The following is a 17,158-nucleotide window of genomic DNA, read 5'->3' on the forward strand; positions in this document are numbered from 1 at the left end:
TGAAGTGAAGGAACCGCGCAGCGGCGCGAGGACCGCCAGCCCCTGAGCGGCACCAGACTGCGTTATCACCTGTCGCTTAACTGACTGGCATTACGACATCGGGTCGCCCTTCTTCTTTATACGTCGCGCACCCGTGCCGACATCACCAGCGCCACAATAGCCAGCCCGAATGCCAGCCAGTAAACCGCCTCATGTCCCAGTCGCTCACTCAGCGTGCCCTGAATAACACCAGCCAGAATCATGCCGGTCGAGATCGAGTTGGTGAACATGGTGGTCGCTGCACCAGGCCGTCCTGGCATCAGATCCTGAAACCACAGCATCCCTATGCCAGCAATAATCCCGACAAACACCGCGTTAAACAGCTGCAACACCATCAGCGACGTGCGGGAATTGAACAGCACCAGCCCCAGATAAAACAGTACGCCAGCCGCCACCGCGATCAGCATTAACCGGCGCTTGCCGATACGCCGCGCGTAATGTCCGGCCAGCAGCATCACCGGGATCTCCAGCCCCGCCGCCGTCCCCATCAGCAGACCGGCCAGCTTCTCGGGCAGGCCCAGCGTGGTGCTGATATAGAGCGGCATATCGATGATATACATAGTGTTGCAGGTCCACATCGCGACTGAGGCCAGGAACAGTAAACGCACATCCCGATCGCGCCAGCCACTTAGCGGCAGCCCGCCGCTTTGCATCAGGGGCTGCGAACGTGGCACCGACGGCACGGTGAACCAGACCAGCAGGATACAGATCAGAAACAGCGCGGCGGCCACCATAAATAGCGTTACAAAGCCGTAGTTCAGCGCCAGCGCGAAGGAGAGCGGCGGCCCAATCACCCACGCCAGCGACAGCTGCGCACGCATCACCGAACTGAACATCACCGCTTCACGCGCCGACTGATCGGCATATTCCCGCGCCAGCGCAAACAGCTGAGGCATCGAGACGCTGGCCAGCGCCGACAGCAGCACGCCCAGCGTCAGCAAGGTCAGATAGTGGCGGGTAAAAGCAAACAGCAGCGCATTGACCAGCGCCATCAGGCAGCAAAAGAGAATGATATGACGACGATCGCCGACGCTGTCAGAACGCTTTGCCACCAGCATGCTCACCACGATACCGGCCACCGCATTGATGGTGAAAAACAGTCCGACCCAGAAGGGCCGCGCCTGCACCTCGCGCGTCAGAAACAGGCTGAGCGTCGGCGCCTGCAGTGCGCCCGCGATGCCCAGCATGAACGAGGCGACCATAAAAGCGAGGTAAACCGGATTGATGCGGCGCTGCCGCGTTAACAGCGATTTCATACCGAAATCCCTTACAGAACAAACAGAGGGGAAAAAGAAGGGTAGACGATACCGCGCAACATGAAAAAAGCCAGCAGAGATCATCTGCTGGCGGTGTAAATGCACCCTACTCAGAAAAGCACTCCGCTGAACAGCGAAGTCAGGGTCGAACGCCATTCAGTGCTGAATGCCTCCCGCTCTTCCCATAACGTAAAGTTTGCTCTTAAAATAGGGCAAGAAAAACAGAGCGCTTTTCATCGGGAGTTCCTCTTTTATGTCCTCATCACGTCTGAAGCAGCAGTTCATTCGCCTGTGGCAGAGCTGTCAGGGGCAAACGCAGGAGATTACCCTTAGCGAACTGGCTGACCTGCTGCACTGCTCGCGCCGCCATATGCGCAATCTGCTCAACCGGATGCAGGCCGCGGGCTGGCTAATCTGGCAGGCGGAAGCCGGACGCGGCAAGCGTTCACAGCTTACCTTCTGCTATACCGGACTGGCTTTGCAGCAGCAACGTGCCGAGGATTTGCTGGAGCAGGATCGCATCGATCAGCTGGTCCAGCTGGTGGGCGATAAAAATCAGGTACGGCAGATGATCGCCGCGCATCTGGGCCGCAGTTTCCGTCAGGGCAAGCATATCCTGCGGGTGCTCTACTATCGTCCGCTGCTCAATCTGCTGCCCGGTTCGCCGCTGCGGCGCTCCGAAACCCACATTGCGCGACAGATTTTCAACGGCCTGACGCGGATAAATGAGGAAAACGGGGAAATCGAGCCCGATATTGCGCACCACTGGCAGCAGACTTCCCCGCTTCACTGGCGCTTCTTTCTGCGTCCGGCGATTCGCTTTCATCACGGCAGAGAACTGGAGATGGAGGATGTGCTGGCCACGCTTGAGCGTCAGCGCCCTCATCCGCTCTTTTCCCATATCGAGCAGATCGACTCGCCCGCGCCCTGGACGCTGGATATCCGCTTAAGCCAGCCCGATGAAGGGTTGCCCTGGCTGCTGGGCAGCGTCAGTGCGATGATCCTGCCGCGCGAATGGCCGACGCTGCACGATTTTGCCCGCCAGCCCGTTGGCACCGGTCCTTACCGGGTGATCCGCAATCAGGAGAGTCAGCTGAAGATCGAAGCGTTTGATGACTATTTTGGTTTTCGCGCCCTGATTGATGATGTCTCTATCTGGGTACTGCCCGACATCAGCGATGAGCTGGTCTATGCCGGTGTCCGCCTGCAGGGCGACGGAGCCGATGAGGTTCAGGAGGAGAGCCGTCTTGAAGAGGGCTGCTACTATCTGCTGTTCGACCAGCGTTCAGAACAGGGACGCAACGAGGCGGTCCGGCGCTGGGTCAGCTACCTGTTTAATCCTATCGCCCTGCTCAATCACGCCGGTGTCGGCTACCAGCGCTACTGGTTTCCGGCGTATGGCCTGCTGCCGCGCTGGCATCACCGGCGCGACCTGACGCCAGTGGAAAAACCGCCCGGCTTAACCCACCTGACGCTGACCTGGTACAGCCAGCACGTGGAGCATGAAGGCATCGCTAACGCGCTGCGTCCGCTGCTGGCAGAGCATGGCGTCACGCTGGAGACCCGCGAGATCAGCTACGAAAGCTGGTATCAGGGCGAAGCGGAAAGTGATATCTGGCTTGGCAGCGTGAACTTTACCCTGCCGCTGAATTACTCTCTGTTTGCGCAGCTTTATGAGATCCCGTTGCTGCATCACTGTCTGCCGATCGACTGGCACAGCGATGCGGCCCGCTGGCGCGAGAAAACGCTGCCGCTGGCCGAATGGAGTAAACAGTTAGTCGAAGAAGCGGGTCTTCATCCGCTGTTTCACCACTGGCTGCTGCTTGAAGGTCAGCGCAGCATGCGCGGCGTTCGGATGAATACGCTGGGCTGGTTTGATTTTAAATCCGCCTGGTTCGCGCCACCCGCGCTGTGAGGCTTTCGCCCCGGCGCTGAAATGACTAGAATGTGACGTTCTCAACGGGGTGCCGCCTGTCACCAGCAAGCAGCTGAGAGATACCCGTCGAACCTGATTCGGTTAATACCGACGTAGGGATTTGGGAGGCCTCTGTGCTCAGATCCTTTGCGACTCATCCCCTATTCTCCTGAAGGAGCGCAAAGTGTTAAACAAAGTTCTGCCGGTGCTGCTGTTACTCTCCGCCCCCGTTCTGGCGGCTAAGCCGGTTCTCACGGTCTACACCTACGACTCCTTCTCCGCTGACTGGGGCCCTGGCCCGGCGGTTAAAAAAGCCTTCGAGGCGCAGTGCAACTGCGAGCTGAAATTCGTCACGCTGGAAGATGGCGTGTCGCTGCTGAACCGCGTGCGCATGGAAGGGAAAAACAGCAAAGCCGATCTGGTACTGGGGCTGGATAACAATCTGGTACAGGCGGCGCAGAAAACCGGTCTGTTTGCCGAAAGTCAGGTCGATTCCTCGACATTAAAACTGCCCGGCGGCTGGCACAACACCACTTTCGTGCCGTTTGATTATGGCTACTTCGCGTTTGTCTATGACAAAACCCGGCTGAAGAATCCGCCAAAAAGCCTGAAAGAGCTGGTCGACAGCCCGGAGAAGTGGCGGGTGATCTACGAAGATCCCCGTACCAGCACCCCCGGCTTAGGTCTGCTGTTGTGGATGCAGAAAGTCTATGGCGATCAGGCACCGCAGGCGTGGCAAAAGCTGGCGCAGAAAACCGTGACGGTGACCAAAGGCTGGAGTGAAGCCTATGGCCTGTTCCTCAAGGGCGAAGGCGATCTGGTGCTGAGCTACACCACCTCACCGGCTTACCACATCATCGAAGAGAAAAAAGAGAACTATGCCGCCGCGCCGTTTGCAGAGGGCCACTATCTGCAGGTTGAAGTTGCCGCGCAGTTAGCCAGCAGCAAACAGCCGGCGCTGGCACAGCAATTCATGAAGTTTATGGTGTCACCCGACTTCCAGCGCACTATCCCGACCGGTAACTGGATGTACCCGGTAATCGACACGCCGCTGCCTGCCGGTTTTAGCGCGCTCACTGTGCCCGCCACCGCCCTGCAGTTCTCGCCGGAAGAGGTTGCCAGCCAGCGTTCAGGCTGGATCAGCCAGTGGCAACGCGCCGTCAGCCGCTGATGCCGCGCTGGCTTATCCCCGGTTCGCTCGCCACGCTGCTGTTAATCAGCGTGGCGCTGCTGGCCTTCGGTGCACTCTGGAGCGCCGCGCCAGAGAATGACTGGCGCAGCGTGCTGCAGGATGATTACCTGCATCACGTTATCGCCTTCTCTTTTGGTCAGGCGCTGCTCTCCGCGCTGTTGTCGCTGCTGCCGGCGATACCGCTGGCGCGCGCGCTCTATCGACGCCGTTTCCCTGGCCGTCAGCTGCTGCTGCGTCTGTGCGCCATGACCCTGGTACTGCCGGTGCTGGTGGCGGTATTTGGTCTGCTCACCGTCTATGGTCGTGTCGGCTGGCTGGCGCAGCTGTGCCAGCTGGCAGGGATTGATTACCACTTCTCTCCCTACGGTCTGTCGGGCATTTTGCTGGCGCACGTCTTCTTTAACCTGCCGCTGGCGACCCGCCTGATGCTGCAGGCGCTGGAGAGCATTCCGGCGGAACAGCGTCAGCTGGCGGCACAGCTCGACCTGCGCGGCTGGCACCATTTTCGTCTGCTGGAGTGGCCATGGCTGCGGCGTCAGCTGCTGCCGACCGGCGCGCTGATCTTCATGCTCTGTTTCGCCAGCTTTGCTACCGTGCTCTCACTGGGCGGCGGCCCGCAGGCGACGACCATCGAGCTGGCGATTTTCCAGGCGCTGAGTTATGACTACGATCCGGGGCGCGCTGCACTGCTGGCGCTGATCCAACTTGGCTGCTGCGTGACGCTGGTGCTGCTCAGCCAGCGCTTCAGCAAAGCGATTCCCGCCGGAACCAGCCAGCTGAATGGCTGGCGCGATCCGCAGGATTCGCGCGGGGCGCAGCTGGTTGATGCGCTGCTGATCCTGCTGGCGCTGATCCTGCTGCTGCCCCCGCTGGCGGCGGTCATCATCGATGGTCTGCACGGCGGACTGCGCGGCGCGCTGGCGCAGCCTGCACTCTGGCAGGCGACGTTTACCTCACTGCGCATCGCCACCGGCGCCGGTCTGCTCTGTGTGGTGCTGACCATGATGCTGCTGTGGAGCAGCCGCGAGCTGCGCCTGCGTCAGCGCCCGGCGGCGGCAACCCTTATCGACACCAGCGGCATGCTGATTCTGGCGATGCCAGGCATCGTGCTCGCCACCGGCTTTTTCCTGTTGTTTAACGCCACCATTGGTCTGCCGGCGTCGGCGGACGGGCTGGTGATCTTCACCAATGCGCTGATCGCCATTCCCTATGCGCTGAAAGTGCTGGAGAACCCGATGCGTGACGTCGCGGAGCGTTACGGCAGACTCTGTGATTCGCTGGATATCCACGGCTGGAACCGGCTGCGGCTGATTGAACTGCGGGCGCTGAAACGTCCGCTGGCCCAGGCGCTGGCCTTTGCCTGCGTGCTGTCGATCGGTGATTTTGGCGTGGTGGCGCTGTTTGGTACTGCCGATTTCCGCACCCTGCCGTTCTACCTTTATCAACAGATCGGTGCCTATCGCGGTGCTGACGGTGCAGTGACCGCGCTGCTGCTGCTGCTGCTCTGTTTGTTGCTGTTCACCCTGATGGAAAAATTACCAGGCCGCCATGCTGACACTGAATAACCTCACGTACCTTTATCAGCATCTGCCGATGCGCTTTAGTCTCAAAGCCACCCGCGGCGAGCGCATCGCGATCCTCGGCCCCAGCGGGGCCGGTAAAAGCACCCTGCTGAGCCTGATTGCCGGTTTCCTGCCGGTGAAACAGGGCACCCTGATGATTGACGGCCAGGAGCACACCCACAGCGTGCCGGCCAGACGGCCGGTTTCGATGCTGTTTCAGGAGAACAACCTGTTTCCGCACCTCAGCGTGCAGCAGAACATGGCGCTGGGATTGCACCCCGGACTGAAGCTGAGCGCCGGGCAGCGCCAGCAGCTTGCAGCGCTGGCCGATCAGGTGGGATTAGGCGATCTGCTGACGCGCCTGCCGGGCGAGCTGTCAGGCGGACAGCGACAGCGCGTGGCGCTGGCACGCTGTCTGCTACGTGACCGTCCGGTGCTGCTGCTGGATGAGCCTTTTTCTGCGCTGGATCCCGCGCTGCGCGGAGAGATGCTGCAACTGGTGCGTTCGGTGTGTGAAGCGCGCAGCATCACGCTGCTGATGGTGTCGCACAGTCTGGAAGATGCCCAGCAGATTGCGCCGCGCAGCGTGGTGATTGTGGATGGCCGGGTTTACTGGGATGGCGAGACCCGACAGTTACTGTCGGGCGACACGCGGGAGGCCGACGTGCTCGGCATCCCGCGTCGTTAAGCGATTCAGGCGAAGAAAACCTGCCACAGCAGATGACGGAAAATGGGCATCATCGGATGGAACTGAATACCGACGAAAGCCGCGACGGCAATCACCAGCCCCAGCGGCCCTGCCCAGCGCAGGCGCTCAGGCGGCAGCCAGGCCGATGCCCAGTCGCGACTCTTGCCGCTGCGCCACCAGCGCCAGCATAACCAGACACCCAGCCAGATCAGCAGTGCTGCGCCGAGTAACAGCCATTTAAAGCTGCCGCCCTGCGCGGCTTTGGGCACATCGATCGCCACACCCGCCAGAATACCGGGCAGCAGATAGAGCGGCGGCCAGAGAATGCAGCCGATAATGTTCGGCGGCAGGAATTTACGCACCGGCAGCTCCAGCATACCGGCCGCCAGCGGGATCAGCGGACGCGTGGGGCCAACAAAGCGTCCGACCAGAATCGTAAACATGCTGTGCTGATGCAGGGCGTGCTCGGTTTTATCCAGCAGGCCTTTATACTTTTGCAGATACTTCCAGCGATGCAGCGGCCCCTGAAATTTCCAGCCGATGCCGTAGGAAACCCAGTCACCAATCAGGCAGCCCGCAAAGCCCGCCGCCCAGGCCGGGTAAAGGCCAAGTTCGCCACTGCCGACCAGCGCGCCCAGACTGGCCATCATCACCGTACCTGGCAGCAACAGCCCGACCAGCGCCAGCGACTCAAGAAACGTCACCAGCGCAACGGCAAACAGCGCCCACTCCAGGGACTGCGTAATCAGTTGTTGAATCCAGGCTTCCATAATCATCCTAAGTAAAAGCAGAAGGCTGGATTGTCCTGAGCCAGCCACACAGCGTCAAGGCAAGAATTGTAGGACAATGTTGACAAAAGCGGGTGGCGGGAACTGTATAAATATCCATGTTATACTGAAGCGGTTTTCTCATCCTGAAATGCTGAGTCCGGAGAACATCTGAATATGCCCCGTGCAGGTTTTCTGCTCACCCGCCACTGGCGCGACAGCCCGCATGGCACCGAAATTATCCTCTGGCTCGCGACCGATGCGGGCGCGCAGCGCGTGGTGCTGCCGGTGCAGGAGTCCGTCGCGTTTATTCCTGAGGAATTTCAGGCGCAGGTCAGCGAATTACTGAAAGATGAACGTCAGTTTCGGATTCAGTCGCTGGCGCTGAAAGATTTTCGGCGTCGCCCGGTTTTCGGCCTCTACTGCCAGCAGAACCGCCAGCTACAGCGCATTGAAAAACGGCTGCGCGAAGAGGGTATTCCGGTCTATGAAGCCGATATCCGTCCGCCGGAGCGCTACCTGATGGAGCGTTTTATTACCGCGCCGGTCTGGTTTGACGGCGAGCAGCGCGGAGACAGCGTGGTCAATGCGCGGCTCAAACCCCATCCCGACTATCGCCCGCCGCTGAAATGGGTCTCGCTGGACATTGAAACCACACAGCATGGCGAGCTTTACTGCATCGGGCTGGAGGGATGCGGTCAGCGCCAGGTCTTTATGCTCGGCCCGGCCAACGGTGATGCCAGCACGCTGGATTTCGAGCTGATCTATCTCGACAGCCGGCCGCAGTTACTTGAAGCGCTGAACCAGTGGTTTGCAGAGCATGATCCGGATGTCTTAATTGGCTGGAACGTCGTGCAGTTTGACCTGCGGGTATTACAAAAGCATGCCGATCGTTACGGCATTCCGCTGCGTCTGGGACGCCAGCAGGCCGCGCTGGAGTGGCGTGAACATGGCTTCAAACCCGGCGTATTTTTCGCTCAGGCCAGTGGCCGGTTGATTATTGATGGTATTGACGCGCTGAAATCGGCGTTCTGGGATTTTCCCTCATTCAGCCTGGAGTCGGTGTCGCAGCAACTGCTGGGAGAAGGAAAAGCGATTGATAATCCCTGGCAGCGTATGGAGGAGATCAACTGGCGTTTTGCCAACGATAAACCGGCGCTGGCGCGCTACAACCTGAAAGACTGCGAACTGGTGACGCGCATTTTTCACAAAACGGCGATTATGCCGTTTCTGCTGGAACGCGCGGCGGTCAATGGACTGGCGGTGGATCGCCACGGCGGTTCGGTAGCGGCCTTTGGTCATCTCTATATTCCGCGGATGCATCGCGCCGGGTTTGTCGCCCCGAACATGGGTGATGTAGCCCCGGAAGCCAGTCCTGGCGGTTATGTGATGGATTCGCGCCCCGGCCTGTATGACTCAGTGCTGGTGCTGGATTACAAAAGCCTCTACCCGTCGATTATCCGCACCTTCCTGATTGACCCGGTGGGTCTGGTGGAAGGGCTGGCCCATCCTGATGATGCCGATTCGATTGAGGGTTTCCGTGAAGCGCGTTTTTCGCGGCATACCCACTGCCTGCCTGCGATAGTTGAACAGATCTGGCTGGGTCGCGAAGCGGCGAAAAAGCAGAATAATCAGCCGCTGTCCCAGGCGCTGAAAATCATCATGAACGCCTTTTACGGCGTGCTGGGCACCAGCGCCTGCCGCTTCTTTGATCCGCGGCTCGCCTCCTCTATTACGCTGCGCGGTCACGCCATCATGCAGCAGACCCGCACGCTGATTGAGGCGGAAGGCTACGACGTCATCTATGGCGACACCGACTCCACCTTTGTCTGGCTGAAGTCGGCGCACAGTGAAGAAGATGCCGCCGCGATTGGTCAGCAGCTGGTGCAGAAAGTGAACGCCTGGTGGCGCGACCATCTGCAGCAGACGCAGGGGCTGACCAGCACACTGGAACTGGAGTATGAAAATCACTTCTGCCGTTTTCTGATGCCCACTATTCGCGGCGCGGAACAGGGCAGCAAGAAACGCTACGCCGGACTGATTCGTGACGCCGCCGGTGAGCGCATGGTCTTTAAGGGGCTGGAGTCGGTGCGAACAGACTGGACGCCGCTGGCAAAAGCATTCCAGCAGCAGCTCTACCACCGTATCTTCCACCGTCAGCCGTGGCAGGATTATATCCGTACAACCGTGGCGCAGTTGCTGGCGGGTGAACTCGACGATCAGCTGATCTACAAAAAGCGGCTGCGGCGTCCGCTGAAAGAATATGAACGAAACGTGCCCCCGCACGTGCGCGCTGCCAGGCTGGCCGATGAGCACAATCGTAAATTAAACCGGCCCTTGCAGTACCAGAATGGTGGCCGGATCCGTTATGTCATCGCCACCGCAGGCCCCGAGCCACTGGAGGCGCGCAGCACGCCGCTGGACTATGACCACTACGTGACGAAGCAACTTCAGCCGGTTGCAGAGGGGATTCTGCCCTTTGTCGAGGGGGACTTTGCTACACTTATTACCGGACAGCTGGGGCTTTTTTGACAGGTGACGAACGTCCTGCCATCCAGTACCATAGCGCCCTTCCTGAAACTCACCGCTCTTAAGTACGCTCCAGGCCTTGTTGTCTGGCGGTAACGCTATTGCCTGAGCTTTGGGAACACCTCTAAAAACGTTAAAATTCGAGCAAAAAATATATGGTTTTTACATTAGGTCAGCGCTGGATTAGTGATACGGAAAGTGAACTGGGACTGGGCACCGTGGTGGCGATCGATACCCGCATGATCACCCTGCTGTTTCCGGCCACGGGGGAAAACCGCCTCTACGCCCGCAACGATTCGCCAGTTACCCGCGTCATCTTTAATCCGGGTGATACCATCACCAGCCACGAAGGCTGGCAGATGCGCGTCGATGAAGTACGCAACGAAAATGACCTGATGACCTATATCGGTACCCGTCTGGATACCGAAGAGAGCGAAGTGATGCTGCGCGAAGTCATGCTCGACAGCAAGCTGGTGTTCAGTAAGCCGCAGGATCGCCTGTTTGCCGGCCAGCTCGACCGGATGGATCGTTTTGCCCTGCGCTTCCGCGCCCGTAAATACCAGAGTGAGCAATATCGCCTGCCAATCAGCGGCTTACGCGGCATGCGCACCAACCTGATCCCTCACCAGCTGCATATCGCCCACGATGTCGGCCGCCGCCATGCGCCGCGCGTCCTGCTGGCCGATGAAGTTGGCCTGGGTAAAACTATTGAAGCCGGGATGATCATCCAGCAGCAGCTGCTGGCTGGCCGCGCCGATCGCGTCCTGATCGTGGTACCTGAAACTTTACAGCATCAGTGGCTGGTCGAGATGCTGCGCCGCTTCAACCTGCGCTTTGCGCTGTTTGATGACGACCGCTATACCGAAGCGCAGCACGACAGCGATAACCCGTTTGAAACAGAGCAGCTGATTATCTGCTCACTGGACTTCGTGCGCCGTAACAAGCAGCGTCTTGAGATGCTGGCCGATGCCGAATGGGATCTGCTGGTGGTCGATGAAGCGCACCATCTGGCCTGGTCAGAAGGCGAGCCCAGCCGTGAATATCAGGTTATCGAACAGCTGGCTGAGAAAACCGCCGGGGTTCTGCTGCTGACCGCAACGCCGGAGCAGCTGGGCATGGAGAGTCACTTCGCCCGTCTGCGTCTGCTCGACCCTAATCGTTTCCATGACTTTGCCGCCTTTGTTGAAGAGCAGCAGCATTTCCGTCCGATTGCCGATGCCGTCACCGCGCTGCTGGCCGATAAAGCGATCTCCCAGGAGGAGATGAACCGGATCAACGATCTGGTCGGCGAGCAGGATATTGAGCCACTGCTGCAGGTCGCCAACAGCGACCGTGACGGCAAGCTGGAGGCGCGTCAGGAGCTGATCTCCATGCTGATGGACCGCCACGGCACCAGCCGCGTGCTGTTCCGTAACACCCGTAACGGGGTTAAAGGCTTCCCGAAACGCGAACTGCACCAGATCCGCCTGCCGCTGCCTGCGCAGTATCAGACGGCGATTAAAGTCTCCGGCATTATGGGCGCGCGCAAAAGTGCAGAAGAGCGGGCGCGTGACCTGCTCTATCCGGAGCAGATTTATCAGGAATTTGAAGGCGACAGCGGCACCTGGTGGAACTTCGATCCGCGCGTGGAATGGCTGATGGGCTATCTCACCACCAACCGCAAAGAGAAAGTGCTGGTGATCTGCGCCAAAGCGGCCACCGCGCTGCAGCTGGAGCAGGTACTGCGTGAACGCGAAGGTATCCGTGCAGCGGTGTTCCACGAAGGTCTGTCGATCATTGAACGTGACCGTGCTGCCGCCTGGTTCGCCTCAGAAGAGAATGGCGCGCAGGTGCTGTTGTGCTCCGAGATCGGTTCTGAAGGCCGTAACTTCCAGTTTGCCAGCCGTCTGGTGATGTTCGACCTGCCGTTTAACCCGGACCTGCTGGAGCAGCGTATCGGTCGTCTGGATCGTATTGGCCAGGCGCACGACATCCAGATTCTGGTGCCGTGGCTGGAGCAGACCGCACAGGCGGTGCTGCTGCGCTGGTATCACGAAGGGCTGGACGCGTTTGAACATACCTGCCCGACCGGCCGGACAATCTATGACAGCGTCCATTCGCAACTGATCGGCTATCTGGCCGCGCCGGAAAACAGCGAAGGTTTTGATGCGTTTATCACCGACTGCCGTAAACAGCATGACGCGCTGAAACTGCAGCTGGAACAGGGTCGCGATCGCCTGCTGGAGCTGAACTCCAACGGCGGCGAATCGGCTCAGCTACTGGCCAATGCCATCAGCGAGCAGGATAACGACACAGGCCTGGTGAACTTCGCGCTCAACCTGTTTGATATCGTTGGTATCAATCAGGAAGATCGCAGCGATAACCTGATCGTGCTGACCCCTTCCGACCACATGCTGGTGCCCGATTTCCCTGGCCTGCCGGAAGATGGCTGCACCATCACCTTCAACCGCGATCAGGCGCTGTCGCGCGAAGATACCCAGTTCATTACCTGGGAACATCCGCTGATCCGCAACGGTCTGGATCTGATTCTGTCGGGCGATACCGGCAGCAGCGCACTGTCACTGCTGAAGAACAAGGCGCTGCCGGTGGGGACGCTGCTGGTCGAGCTGATCTATGTGGTTGAAGCACAGGCACCGAAGCATCTGCAGCTGACCCGGTTCCTGCCGCCAACGCCAATCCGTCTGCTGATGGATACCAAAGGCACTAACCTGGCGGACAAAGTGGAGTTCGAAAGCTTTAACCGTCAGCTGAATGCGGTTAACCGTCATACCGCCAGTAAACTGGTGAATGCGGTGCAGCAGGATGTGCATGCGATTCTGACCCAGGGCGAAGAGAGCGTGGTCAGCGAAGCGCGTGCGGTGATTGATGCAGCGCGTGCCGAAGCGAACGAGAAGCTGGGCGCAGAACTCTCCCGTCTCAACGCGCTGAAAGCGGTGAACCCGAACATCCGTGACGATGAAGTCGAGGCGCTGGAAAGCAACCGTGAACAGGTGCTGGAAAGTCTCGATCAGGCCAACTGGCGTCTCGACGCGCTGCGCCTGATTGTGGTGACACACCAGTAAGCTCAGGGGCCGCATGGCCCCTTATTTTTGGAAAGCCCCATGGAACCTTACAATCCACCGCGTGAACCCTGGCTGCACATCCTTTATCAGGATGCGCACATCATGGTGGTGAACAAACCCAGCGGTCTGCTCTCGGTACCCGGTCGGCTGGACGAACATAAAGATAGCGTGATGACGCGGGTTCAGCGTGATTTCCCGCAGGCTGAATCTGTCCACCGACTGGATATGGCGACCAGCGGCGTAATGGTCGTGGCGCTGACTAAGGCTGCTGAGCGCGAGCTGAAACGACAATTCCGTGAGCGGGAGCCTTCCAAGACTTACGTGGCCTGCATCTGGGGTCATCCGGCGAAGGAAGAGGGATTGGTTGATCTGCCGCTGATTTGCGACTGGCCAAATCGTCCGAAGCAGATGGTCTGCTTCGAGACCGGCAAAGCCGCGCAGACGGAATACCAGGTGCTGGAATATCGTGCGGATAACAGTGCGCGTGTTTCGCTGAAACCGATTACCGGCCGCTCACACCAGCTGCGGGTGCATATGCTGGCGCTGGGCCATCCGATTCTGGGGGATAACTTCTATGCGCATCCGGAGGCCAAAGCGATGGCGCCCCGTTTACTGCTGCATGCGGAGTCACTAACCATTACCCATCCGGCATTTGGTAATGCCATGACGTTTCGTCAGCCCGCCGATTTTTAAGGTTTACTGCTCGCCTGTCGCCGTGGCCTCCTCTGTTGCAGAAGCGGCCACGGAACATGGTGTTTACTTAAAGCCTTTCTCTTTGCGAATCAGATCGTACGCCGCCTGAATTTCCTGCGCTTTCTGCTTCGCCATCTCCATCATCTCTGGCGGTAACCCTTTCGCTACCAGCTTGTCAGGATGGTGTTCGCTCATGAGTTTGCGGTAGGCGCGTTTGATGGTGGTGGCGTCATCGCTGCTCTTCACACCCAGCACGCTACAGGCATCTTCCAGCGTTGGCCCGCGTTGCGCCTGCTGAAAACCGCCTGAACTGCGCTGACCACCGCCAAACTGCTGGCCACCTTCCATCATGCGCAGGAACTGATCGAACTGACCGCGTGAAATGCCCAGCTCTTCGGCAATCACATAGAGCACCTGTCGCTCATTAGGATGCAGTGAACCGTCGGCAAAGGCGGCCTGAATCTGGATCTCCAGGAACATCCGAATCAGATCAAACCGGCCAAAACAGGCGCTGCGCAGTTCACGCAGTTTGCTGCGTAACGGATAATCCGCCTGCTTGCCTTCGCGGAACGCGCGCTGGGCAGCCGTGCGAGAGTCACCGTGCAGCTGCATCCGCTCCATTAACAGCGAAGCAATCTGAATATCCGCTTCCGTGACGCGCCCTTTTGACTTGGTCAGATGGCCCATCACCTGAAAGGTGGTGCTGAAAAACAGCGTCTGTCGGGTCTGATTATTTGAGAAGTAAGCCTTGCCTTGCGCGCCGCGTACTTTGTCAATCATATGGCCAATGATCAAACCGATCACAATACCCCAAAAGCCTGCGCCGGAAAGTAATCCCACCGCCAGACCCACAACTTTTCCCCAGTAGCGCATAAACTCCTCAATTCGCCATGCTTGCGGCTGAAAATTGCATTATCATACCTGTCATTTATCTCAGCGCCTAACGGCAACGCTGACTGACCAGGATTAACACTGGCGCAACGCCGGGCAGTAAGTTAGTCTCTGACCCGATTGTCGGCATGATGCCAGTTTTCATGGAATTCTCGATACCGCGTATGAAAAAACATATACCTACCCTGCTGGCCACACTGATCGGCGCAGCCATTAGCCAGCAAGCCTTTGCCGACGATTTGATGTCGCAGTGTATGTTAGGCGTGCCGAGTTATAACCGCCCGCTGGTGAATGGCGATACGAATCAGATGCCCGTCACCATTCACTCCGACGCCGCCAAAGGGAACTATCCCAACGATGCGGTATTCACCGGTAATGTGAATATTGAGCAGGGCAACAGCCGTATGCAGGCGGATGAAGTCCAGCTTCATCAGCGTCAGCAGGAAGGCCAGACCGCGCCCGTACGTACCGTCGATGCGCTGGGTAATGTGCACTACGATGACAATCAGGTCATCCTGAAAGGTCCGAAAGCCTGGTCAAACCTCAACAGCAAAGATACCAACGTCTGGAATGGTCAGTACCAGATGGTAGATCGTCAGGGACGCGGCGTCGCAGATCAGATGAAGCTGCGCGGCGATAACCGCTACACCATTCTGGAAAACGGCACCTTTACCTCCTGTCTGCCCGGCTCCAACAGCTGGAGCGTGGTGGGTTCAGAGGTAATCCAGGATCGCGAAGAGGAAGTGGCGGAAATCTGGAACGCCCGCTTTAAAATCGGTTCCGTTCCGGTGTTCTACAGCCCCTATCTGCAGTTACCGATTGGCGATCGTCGCCGCTCCGGTTTCCTGATCCCGAATGCAAAATATGGCAGCAACAATGGCTTTGAGTTCACGCTGCCCTATTACTGGAACATCGCGCCGCAGGCCGATGCGACCATCACGCCGCACTACATGAGTAAGCGCGGCATGCAGTTTGAAAACGAATTTCGTTATCTGACCACGCTGGGTGCGGGTCTGGTTGAATTCGACTACCTCGGCTCGGACAAACAGTACGATAACGACAAAGCGGTGCGTGGCATCGCCGAAAATGACAGCTCCGATCGCTGGCTGTTCTACTGGCGGCATGCCGGTGTCTATGACCAGAACTGGCGTTTCAACGCGGACTACACCAAGGTCAGCGATAAGTACTACTTCAACGATCTCGACTCGAAGTACTACAGCTCGACCGACAACTACGCCACGCAGAAATTCAGCATCGGCTATGCGGACACCAACTGGGATGCCACGCTCTCCACCAAAGATTTCCAGGTGTTCGGCGATACCACCAGCAATAACGTCTACCGCGCCATGCCGCAGCTGGACGTCAATCTCTATCAGAACGATATCGGCCCGTTTGATGGCCGGGTTTATGCCCAGGCGGTGAAGTTCACCAACGTCAGCAGCCGCTATCCCGAAGCGACCCGTTTACATGTTGAGCCAACGCTGAACCTGCCGCTGTCAAACGGCTGGGCCAGCCTGGATACCGAAGCGAAGTTCCTGGCGACCCACTATCAGCAGACTGACGTTGATTTCTATAACAACGCAGCCAATGGTCTCAGGGGTGATAAGAGCGGCGAACTGGATGAGTCAGTCAACCGCACCCTGCCGCAATTTAAAGTTGATGGTCGTCTGGTGTTTGACCGCGATATGAACTCGGCGGTGGGTTATACCCAGACGCTGGAACCGCGCGTGCAGTACCTTTATATCCCGTATCGTAATCAGAGCAATATCTATCCGTACGACTCAACGCTGCTGCAAACCGACTACACCGGTCTGTTCCGCGATCGTACTTATAGCGGCCTGGATCGCATCGCTTCCGCCAATGAAGTGGCTACCGGCGTCACCTCGCGTATTTATGATAACGATCTGGTTGAACGTTTTAACGTTTCTGTAGGTCAAATCTACTCGTTTACCCCTTCTCGTACTGGTGTGAATCAAACCAGTAAAGAAGATGATACCGGCAGCCTGATCTGGGCTGGCGATACATACTGGAAAATCAGCGATCGCTGGGGCGTCCGTGGTGGGCTGCAATATGACACCAAACTCGACAACGTCTCCCAGGGCAATACCGTACTGGAATACCGTCGTGATGCCGACCGCATGGTGCAGCTGAGCTACCGTTACAGCAGCCCGGAGTATGTTGCGACCGCGCTGAACGATAGCAGCCTGGTCACGAATCCTATCTACAAAAATGGGATTTCACAGGTAGGTACTACGGCCAGCTGGCCGATTGCCGACGCATGGTCTGTGGTAGGCGCTTACTACTACGATACCCGCAACACGCGTCCGGCTTCACAACTGGTTGGCCTGCAATACAGCTCATGCTGTTACGCTATCCGGGTCGGTTATGAACGCAAAATTAACGGTTGGGAAAACAACGACAGTAAGTATGACAACCAAATCTCATTCAACATTGAGCTGCGTGGTCTGAGTCCGAACTATGGCTTAGGCACCAACGATATGCTGCGTCAGGGCATTATCCCTTACCAGCCTGCTTTCTGATGTTGTGATGTTTGACAGGCAATC

11 protein-coding genes and 1 riboswitch are annotated in these 17,158 nt (G+C 58.2%); of the genes, 8 read left to right on the plus strand and 3 right to left on the minus strand.

Features of this window, described 5'->3' with window-relative positions; genetic code table 11:
* Positions 1-116 precede the first annotated feature (116 nt).
* Positions 117-1,295, minus strand: a complete 1,179-nt coding sequence (locus tag ACVKSX_RS19120; protein ID WP_010253833.1) for an MFS transporter — start codon at positions 1,293-1,295, stop codon at positions 117-119.
* 253 nt (positions 1,296-1,548) lie between these two features.
* Here ACVKSX_RS19120 and sgrR point away from each other — a divergent pair, with 253 nt between their 5' ends.
* The 4 genes from sgrR (at position 1,549) to thiQ (ending at position 6,652) form a co-directional block, all read left to right on the plus strand.
* Entirely contained in the window at positions 1,549-3,210 is a 1,662-nt protein-coding gene (sgrR, locus tag ACVKSX_RS19125; RefSeq protein ID WP_010671817.1) for an HTH-type transcriptional regulator SgrR, read from the plus strand.
* A 35-nt stretch (positions 3,211-3,245) separates the two neighbouring features.
* Positions 3,246-3,348, plus strand: a riboswitch (TPP riboswitch).
* 46 nt (positions 3,349-3,394) lie between these two features.
* On the plus strand, positions 3,395-4,381 hold the full coding sequence (thiB, locus tag ACVKSX_RS19130) for a thiamine ABC transporter substrate binding subunit (protein WP_010253828.1): 987 nt from the start codon (positions 3,395-3,397) through the stop codon (positions 4,379-4,381).
* Positions 4,357-5,967 (plus strand): thiamine/thiamine pyrophosphate ABC transporter permease ThiP, encoded by a 1,611-nt coding sequence (thiP, locus tag ACVKSX_RS19135; RefSeq protein WP_124889688.1) that lies wholly within the window; start codon positions 4,357-4,359, stop codon positions 5,965-5,967. The genes thiB and thiP overlap by 25 nt, the downstream gene beginning before the upstream one ends.
* A complete protein-coding gene (thiQ, locus tag ACVKSX_RS19140; protein ID WP_167433543.1) occupies positions 5,951-6,652 on the plus strand; it encodes a thiamine ABC transporter ATP-binding protein ThiQ in 702 nt (233 codons plus the stop codon). Before thiP ends, thiQ begins: the two co-directional genes overlap by 17 nt.
* 5 nt (positions 6,653-6,657) lie before the next feature.
* Here thiQ and ACVKSX_RS19145 read toward each other — a convergent pair whose 3' ends face one another.
* Entirely contained in the window at positions 6,658-7,422 is a 765-nt protein-coding gene (locus ACVKSX_RS19145) for a DedA family protein (protein WP_010253821.1), read from the minus strand.
* A gap of 168 nt (positions 7,423-7,590) precedes the next feature.
* Here ACVKSX_RS19145 and polB point away from each other — a divergent pair, with 168 nt between their 5' ends.
* From polB to rluA, 3 genes are all read left to right on the plus strand, one after another.
* Complete coding sequence (gene polB / locus ACVKSX_RS19150) at positions 7,591-9,951, plus strand: DNA polymerase II (protein ID WP_095522737.1); 2,361 nt, start codon at positions 7,591-7,593, stop codon at positions 9,949-9,951.
* A gap of 152 nt (positions 9,952-10,103) precedes the next feature.
* Positions 10,104-13,010, plus strand: coding sequence for an RNA polymerase-associated protein RapA (gene rapA, locus ACVKSX_RS19155; RefSeq protein ID WP_010253817.1), 2,907 nt, complete (start codon positions 10,104-10,106; stop codon positions 13,008-13,010).
* A 39-nt stretch (positions 13,011-13,049) separates the two neighbouring features.
* Positions 13,050-13,703 carry a bifunctional tRNA pseudouridine(32) synthase/23S rRNA pseudouridine(746) synthase RluA gene (gene rluA / locus ACVKSX_RS19160; RefSeq protein ID WP_010253813.1) on the plus strand — a complete coding sequence of 218 codons (654 nt, stop codon included), beginning with the start codon at positions 13,050-13,052 and terminating at the stop codon, positions 13,701-13,703.
* Positions 13,704-13,766: 63 nt separating this feature from the next.
* Here the strand turns inward: rluA and djlA are convergent, their stop codons facing one another.
* Positions 13,767-14,576, minus strand: a complete 810-nt coding sequence (gene djlA / locus ACVKSX_RS19165; RefSeq protein WP_010253811.1) for a co-chaperone DjlA — start codon at positions 14,574-14,576, stop codon at positions 13,767-13,769.
* A gap of 182 nt (positions 14,577-14,758) precedes the next feature.
* On the opposite strand from djlA, the gene lptD reads away from it, so the two are divergent.
* Positions 14,759-17,134, plus strand: a complete 2,376-nt coding sequence (gene lptD / locus ACVKSX_RS19170) for an LPS assembly protein LptD (RefSeq protein ID WP_010671814.1) — start codon at positions 14,759-14,761, stop codon at positions 17,132-17,134.
* Positions 17,135-17,158: the final 24 nt, after the last annotated feature.

This window comes from Pantoea sp. PvP021 (genome assembly GCF_054056055.1).